We start from the raw sequence: 5,689 nt of genomic DNA, 5'->3' as shown, positions 1-5,689 counted from the left end.
CTTGGCGACGGCTTTCGCGCCGAAATCGTCAATCGCGGCGCGAAACCCGTCATTCCAAACAAATCCAACCGGGTGACCCTCCACAGCTTCAGCAAGCGCCTCTATAAAGGGCGCAATGTTATCGAGCGCTGTTTCTGCCGGCTCAAGGATTTCAGGCGTGTTGCTACTCGCTACGACAAACTTGCCAGAAACTTCTTGGCCGCCGTCCACCTCGCCGCTCTCGTCGCTTATTGGATCAATTGAGTCTGAACCCTAACCCTCCCGCACGCTGTGGCTCTCGCGCTTCGGCAGGGATTGCTCCCGTAATGCGCAGAATAGCCGTCCGGCTTGCAAGAAGTTCCGAAGATCGACGGTTCAATCAGGTGGGAATACTGGGCCGCTGCACTCAGGGCGCGGGAGTCTTTGGTACATAACCACGGCGTGCTTTGCGGACCAGCCAAGTCTCGAGTGCTTCGACGGCCTGGACTCTCCCGGCAAAGAGATCCATCCGCCGGCAGCCGCGCTGGCCGAGACGCCCCCATTCGCGCACGAACGCCGTGTCACCGAACAGAGTCGGTTCGATCGTGAGGACATAGAACCTGGCCATATTGCGGGCCGGATCGCAACGTTGGAGCACGAGGTATGGCACCGTGAGTTTGGACATGCGCAAGAATCGCACCTGTCGAAACCGTCGTCCAATTAAGTTATCGAATCGATCAGGCCTCTCGATTCAGAAGTTTAATACCGGTGATGAAAGCCATTGAGGGTGCTCAGCCACCGGTCTCGGAAAATATGTCGGCTGTTGTGCGCCTCTGACTGAGAAGAAGGTGGGCGTCGCCCTGCGGGCCGGGCTGGAGGCTGCGCTGAAGTCCCGCGAGCGGGTCTTCCCCCTTACGGGCCGCCATCCCTGACGCGAAACGGCCCGGTCCCCGAACAAGACAGCTGCTGAGTAATCGAAAGCTACCGTATATTCGCGTCGGACCTTTCGCAGAGCAACCTCCAGGTGGGCAAATCCACTTTCGCTCCCTACAGAAGGACGGCGGCAGTTCTCGCTGTTAATCAGACTAACACTGCGTCCGCTGGACGAAAGATGTGCGCGCTGGCTCGCCATGCTTTTCGGTGATGGACCAACCGCGCTCTCGAATGGGCTTTCCTTGGTTCTGGCGCGGCCTTCCACGATCAACCCACAAGGGGTTCGCTACGCAAGCGTGCGACCTCTCCGGCTTCGCCTTTCGAGGTGACCGCAGCCGCCCCCGAACACGTCGGCGCCTGTCGAGTGGTCCCCGCCGCAAGACGGGAGCCCTTGATATCGCACAATCTCACCCTCGCTCAGAACCACGCCTTCGATCTGGCCCGCACGCTGATGGTGCCGGTCATCCTTTTCAAGATTGAGAGCGAATTCGGCGTGATGGTCTCCAGCGAGTACGACGGCGACCAGGGCGCGATCGTCCATGAATACGACCCCCGGTGCCCGGCTCATTGAGCTGGGTAATCGGCTGCCGCTGGCGCCATGCCGGCCGCAAGGGAAGCTTCGCCGCGCCCAGCTATCTGACAAATTCGACAGCTTGTCCGCGCGCCCTTGCCTCCGGCAGGCTTCGCGGCCGGTCGGGGGGACGTGCCGCAAGGCTAGGAACAAGTGAGACCAACAGAAGAGGGGCCGGACGTCGCGTGCGCGACCCGGTGCAGATAAATGGACAAGCAAGAAATTGAAGAGCTGCGTAAAAAGGTTGGTTGCGCAGCCCTGCTCGAGAAAGACGGCTGGAAGGTCGACGTCAAGGAAAGCACCCGGCGGGCGATCAAGTATCGCCGCGACACCAACATCATCATCGTCATCCACCAGGGCCGCGGCTGGTTCGATCCATTGTCGCCGGCGAAAGGGGACGTGTTTTCGCTAGCCGAACACCTCGGTGCTGGTGGTTTTGTGGAGGTGCGGCCGTGTTGCGGATGTGGTTGGCTTCGTTCCTGCGGCACCAGCGTGGCAGCGCCCAGCAAGGGCCAAGGCCCTTGCGTCGATTGTAGAGCGGTGGGGATATCGCGTCACGCTGCGGCCCGGCTCGCCAGCTTGGCGCTATCTTACCGGCGAGCGCGGACTGCCGGCGGACATCGTGAAGCAGACGGTCGCTAGCGACCTGTTGAGAGAGGGCCCCCTAGGCAGCATGTGGCCGGCGCACAGCAATTCTGCTGGAGCGCTCACAGGTTGGGAGGAGCGTGGACCGTCGTGGCGGGGCTTCGCCACGGACGGCAGCAAGGAGCTCTTTCGCTTCGGGTCGGAGGGGGCCGAGCGGATCTGTATCACCGAGGCCGCCATAGATGCGATGAGCCTCGCCGCAATCGAGGTCCTGCGGCCTGACACCCTTTATGTCAGCACCGGCGGCGGTTGGTCGCCCGCGACCGATGACGCCATCCGCGGCCTCGGCAAGCGCGCCAACGCTTGGCTCGTGGCAGCAACCGACAACAATCGGCAAGGCGAGGTCTACGCCGACCAAATTCGTGCTATCGCCGCAGATGCAAGTGCCGGGTATGCCCGTTTGCGGCCGCGCGCCGGCGACTGGAATGAGGATTTGAGCGCCTGACGTCTAACTGATGCGGCTCGCCAGGGTGACGCGCCGGCTGCGTGGGGGCCGCGCCAAGGCCTTCAGATGAGTGGGGTCTCTGACGCCCTGGCGCCGCCGCGACATCGCCTCCACAGCGAACACGCCTTGGGGCCCATCGCAGGGCGCGACGGTCTATGCGGAAGGCGTCGTCTGCCATTCGACGGCAGGACACGGCGGCTTTCATCTTTCCGCCGAACGCAACCGCAGCGTCCATTCAATGCTGCGCGCGCGCGGTGGCTGGTACGAGGAGGACGAGGGCTGGTCGATCGTGGCGATCACCTTCCCGAATCTGTTCACGAGTTACGAGCGGCGCTGTGCGGAGCGCACGATTAGGGATAGTTGGCCCGATGCGTGGGAGGCGATCTTTGGGACTGTGCTCCAGCCTGGCGAATCCCGGGAGAAGGATCGGCGCGCCTTCGAGCAGGAGCATGCTGGCGACTGGATCGTCGTGGCGGCGACCGCCTCGGACCAGCAGCCCGGCTTTGTCGAAGTTGTCGCCACGCCCGGTGGCAGACGCGGTGCAGGCACCGAGGAGCGGCGCTTTCTGGTCCCGTCCGACGAGTATCGAATGGGCCGCTTCGGCTTCGTGGTCGATGACACCCACCACCAAGTCTATTCCGGACCGTCGAGCTTCGTCGCCTGGCAAGGGAGAAGATCGCCATGAAGGCCTCCTCCGAACGCCTCGACCAGCTTTCGCGCATGGAGGAGGCTCGGCGCCAGACGCAACGCCAGCTCGACATGATCGACCGGCAGATCATCCGCCGCATGACGACGCTGATCCCGCAGCTTGGCCGCAAGCGGTTCGGATTCCGTCACGAGAAGCCGCCTGACCCGAGGGCTTTCCTCGAACGCTACCATTCGAACCTTGCGGCGATCACCGCAGAGCGCCAGCCGGAGATCGATGCCCTCTCGCGCAAGCTCGCGCGGCAGGATGCCACGATCGAGGCGCTGCGGGCTCGACACGCGCCGATGTCTCGACCCGCTCGTGACGACTCGGCGCGCACCCATCGTACGGACGACTGTCGCAGCCCGGCCGAGTGTCGCCCGGTGAAGCGCCATGGCGCGGCGGCATAGCGGGACCGTGCCTGAATTCGCGGCTCGTTTCGGCGAACGTCTCGAGCATGGCGCGGCGGCGGCGGTCTGCCAGGGTGAATCTTTCCGGCATCGCCAACCCGGCCCCCGCCCTGTCGCCTCTCCCCTCGGGTTTGCTGCGGTCTGCGCCCCCGGCGGTCCGCTTCAAGGCCAAGTCGCAAGCGACCGGAGACCGCCGATCTCGACAAGGCCCGGCCGCGTCCGGCGCAGGGCCCAGCAGGCGGGGACCCTGCTTGTCCGCAACCGGACCTTGCTCGCCTGGCGGTGCCCGGACCTTGAAGCGGCCCTCATCCCGGCGGCGCTGGGCGACCGCACCCGAGGGGAGAGCCGGCAGGCGCCGGACCGAACCCCACGGCGAAACCAGAAAAGGACTTCACCATGACCAAGATCGCTCGCGCACCTCGCACCAACGCCCGGATCGTCCCGCTCCGCCGCGGCACCACCATCGAAATGGTCCGGCTCGTTTGCCCGGACGCAGCCCAAGCCACCCGCATCGCCGAGAGCTTCGGCCTCCCCGTCCTCGACAGCGACGCCATCCGCGACCTGCATCAGCGGCTCATCAGCGAGACCGCCGACGCGCTCGGCGAAGGCGTCAACGAACGCGCCATGCAGATCCACCTGCAGCGAATCGTCGGCTCCTATGTCGGCTCAGCCCACGGCGCCGGCCAGTTCTACAGCCGCGCCGTCACCGAAGCGCGCGAGGCGACGGCGAAGCTCGCTAACGACACGCGCGACGAGGATCTCGACGGACCTGTCGGGTTCGAATCCGCGGCCCAGCGCAAGCGCGAATTCGCCGCCGAGGTCGCCGTTCAGGCACACGCACTGCGCATGGCGGCCGAAGGCGCCGCCGCAGCCTACGAGCACGTCGTCGGCGAGAGCTGGAAGCCGTTCGAGCGCCAGCCCGAACAACCCGGCGAGACCGTCAGCCGCAAGGCGGCCGAAGTTCAGATGGCAGCATTCGGGTGATGCCGCCGGCGGGGCTTCGGCCCGGCCTTTTTCTCACGATCCGATGTTGGCCGGCCCCTGCGGGCCGGCCGTTTTCATCTCGCACATCGCGACGGCGCAACGAGCAAAGAGAAATGAACCGGGATGGAGCCCCGGTCGCGGCCCGTGCCGGCTTTCGGTCGATGCTCCGGCCGGCGCGGCAGCGCAACGGCTTTGCCGTCCTCCACTGCGTTCCGGTCCGGCGTCTCTCCCCTCACCCCGACCACCAGCGTCACCGGATGCGCGACCCCGCAGGCCTTCGCAGCGGACCGCCGTGACGGGCCGCGACGGGCGCGGCCTCCAACGGAGGTTAGGATCATGACTGGGAAGGAAACCAAACCCTGCGCCGAAATCTATGCGCGGATCACCGATCGCGTCGTCGCAGACCTGCAGCGCGGTGTGCGTCCGTGGGTCAAGCCGTGGAATGCGGCCAACGCGGCTGGGCGCATCACGCGCCCGCTGCGTCACAACGGCATGCCCTACCAGGGCATTAACGTCGTGCTGCTGTGGTCGGAAGCGGTCGCGCGCGGCTTCACGTCATCGATCTGGATGACGTTCAAGCAATCACTCGAGCTCGGCGGCCATATCCGCAAGGGCGAGAGCGGAACGATGGTGGTCTACGCCAACAGGATCACCAAGACCGAGACCGACGAGCATGGCGACGACGCCGAACGGACCGTTCCGTTCCTGCGCGCCTATACCGTGTTTTGCGTCGATCAGATCGACGACCTGCCGGATCACTATTACGGGCGCCCCGGGCCGACCATCGCGCCGGCGCAGCGCATCGCGCATGTGGACGCCTTCTTCGCCAACACCGGCGCGACCATCCGGCATGGCGGTGACAAGGCTTTCTTCGCACCATCGCTCGACATCATCCAGATGCCGCTGTTCGAAAGTTTTCGTGACGCCGAGAGCTATGCCGCCACGCTCGCGCATGAATGCGTGCATAATGCCGCGATCCAGATTATGCCGCATGGCCTCTGTTGGAGGCTGGACATCCCGGTGTTGGCCATGCGGCTGTTCGGCATAATCAGAGCCCT

6 protein-coding genes and 2 pseudogenes are annotated in these 5,689 nt (G+C 64.9%); 7 read left to right on the top strand and 1 reads right to left on the bottom strand.

Features of this window, described 5'->3' with window-relative positions:
* Positions 1-243 (top strand): transposase (locus IVB50_RS18730; RefSeq protein WP_247296897.1); only part of this gene is annotated, 243 nt, incomplete at its 5' end.
* Between the two features lie 142 nt (positions 244-385).
* Here IVB50_RS18730 and IVB50_RS18725 read toward each other — a convergent pair.
* Positions 386-643, bottom strand: coding sequence for a WGR domain-containing protein (locus IVB50_RS18725; protein ID WP_247296896.1), 258 nt, complete (start codon positions 641-643; stop codon positions 386-388).
* A 573-nt stretch (positions 644-1,216) separates the two neighbouring features.
* Between IVB50_RS18725 and IVB50_RS18720 the strand changes: the two genes are divergently transcribed.
* The 6 genes and pseudogenes from IVB50_RS18720 to IVB50_RS18695 form a co-directional block, all read left to right on the top strand.
* Entirely contained in the window at positions 1,217-1,462 is a 246-nt protein-coding gene (locus tag IVB50_RS18720; protein WP_247296898.1) for a hypothetical protein, read from the top strand.
* A 207-nt stretch (positions 1,463-1,669) separates the two neighbouring features.
* Positions 1,670-2,552: pseudogene (locus tag IVB50_RS18715) on the top strand (DUF3991 and toprim domain-containing protein).
* A 94-nt stretch (positions 2,553-2,646) separates the two neighbouring features.
* Positions 2,647-3,237: pseudogene (locus IVB50_RS18710) on the top strand (hypothetical protein); the annotation flags it as partial.
* Complete coding sequence (locus IVB50_RS18705) at positions 3,234-3,647, top strand: hypothetical protein (RefSeq protein WP_247296895.1); 414 nt, start codon at positions 3,234-3,236, stop codon at positions 3,645-3,647. The pseudogene IVB50_RS18710 and the gene IVB50_RS18705, both read left to right, overlap by 4 nt.
* 396 nt (positions 3,648-4,043) lie before the next feature.
* A complete protein-coding gene (locus tag IVB50_RS18700; RefSeq protein ID WP_162479009.1) occupies positions 4,044-4,631 on the top strand; it encodes a hypothetical protein in 588 nt (195 codons plus the stop codon).
* A 336-nt stretch (positions 4,632-4,967) separates the two neighbouring features.
* Positions 4,968-5,689, top strand: a 722-nt coding sequence (locus tag IVB50_RS18695) for an ArdC-like ssDNA-binding domain-containing protein (protein WP_247296894.1), incomplete at its 3' end; no start/stop codon positions are given.

Source organism: Bradyrhizobium sp. 87 (genome assembly GCF_023073015.1).
Lineage (GTDB): Bacteria > Pseudomonadota > Alphaproteobacteria > Rhizobiales > Xanthobacteraceae > Bradyrhizobium > Bradyrhizobium canariense_D.
The sequence above is the reverse complement of the archived record's forward strand: the minus strand, read 5'-3'. Positions and strand labels throughout refer to the sequence as shown.

Excerpts from the sequence above, each read along its gene's own strand:
- IVB50_RS18725 (WP_247296896.1), bottom strand. The coding sequence starts at position 643 with ATGTCCAAACTCACGGTGCCATACCTCGTGCTCCAACGTTGCGATCCG.
- IVB50_RS18705 (WP_247296895.1), top strand. The coding sequence starts at position 3,234 with ATGAAGGCCTCCTCCGAACGCCTCGACCAGCTTTCGCGCATGGAGGAG.
- IVB50_RS18700 (WP_162479009.1), top strand. The coding sequence starts at position 4,044 with ATGACCAAGATCGCTCGCGCACCTCGCACCAACGCCCGGATCGTCCCG.